Below are 1,016 nucleotides of genomic sequence, written 5' to 3' on the forward strand. Positions count from 1 at the left end.
GGTGAATATGTGACACGTAATGATGCAACAGGACTCAATATTTACCGTGGTATAGAGTTACAGAGCAAAGGTTATGAGATCGAGTTATCTGGTGAGGTTATCGAGCGACTGAATATGAGTGCAGGTTATACCTATCTCAATATGGAAGATGAAAACGGTGATGACACGCGTGTGTTTATTCCAACCAAACAATTCAAGTTAGCAGCCAGCTATCAAGTGCCTCATGTTAACGGATTAAACATAGGCGGTGGTGTTCGTTGGCAGAATGAAATTTACTATGGTGATACCGAAGTGCAGGGAAGTTATGCTTTAGTCGACTTATTTGCTCAATATCAACTAAATAAAAATGTCTCTTTAGCCCTGAACTTATACAACGTCGGTGATGAAAAGTACCTGGAAAGTCCTCAATGGGGACAAGCGAATTACGGGGCACCGAGAAGTGCCATCGGTTCAGTCACCTGGACGTATTAATCTTTAAAAACAGGGCATCATTTGATGCCCTGTTTGATTGAGGTGGTTTACTTTTTCAACTTCCAGTCTTTTCGAATCCAATGACAGGTATAGCCATTGGGGTAATGCTGTAAATAGTCCTGATGTTCGGGTTCGGCTTCGTAAAATGGGCCGGCTTTAGTGACTTCGGTGGTGATAGGGTCGGGGAGAATCCCGCTGGCATCGAGTTCTCTTATTAACTCATCAGCGACTTTGGCTTGTTCACTATTTTCCACAAAAATAGCTGAGCGATAACTGTCACCGATATCATTTCCCTGACGGTTTTTAGTGGTGGAGTCATGCACCATAAAGAAAAACTCCAGGATGTCACGGTAGCTGGTTTGTGAAGAATCAAACATCACTTCAATCGCCTCAGCATGACCAGTATCACCTTGTTTTACATCTTTATAAGTGACATCAGGTACATGGCCACCAGTGTAGCCTACACGGGTATTAATCACGCCGGGTTGATGACGGAATAATTCTTCCATTCCCCAGAAGCAGCCACCAGCTAAGATCGCGGTTTC

The 1,016-nt window shown here is 43.6% G+C and carries 2 protein-coding genes; one reads left to right on the forward strand and one right to left on the reverse strand.

Annotated elements, in window-relative coordinates; translation table 11 throughout:
- On the forward strand, positions 1–471 hold a 471-nt coding region (locus B4K20_RS16160; protein WP_289283700.1), incomplete at its 5' end, for a TonB-dependent receptor domain-containing protein.
- A gap of 47 nt (positions 472–518) precedes the next feature.
- On the opposite strand, the gene msrA is transcribed toward B4K20_RS16160, so the two are convergent.
- On the reverse strand, positions 519–1,016 hold a 498-nt coding region (msrA, locus tag B4K20_RS16165; protein WP_289283701.1), incomplete at its 5' end, for a peptide-methionine (S)-S-oxide reductase MsrA.

Origin of the sequence: Methylophaga sp. UBA5088, from assembly GCF_002414625.1 — a bacterium.
GTDB classification, from domain to species: domain Bacteria; phylum Pseudomonadota; class Gammaproteobacteria; order Nitrosococcales; family Methylophagaceae; genus Methylophaga; species Methylophaga marina.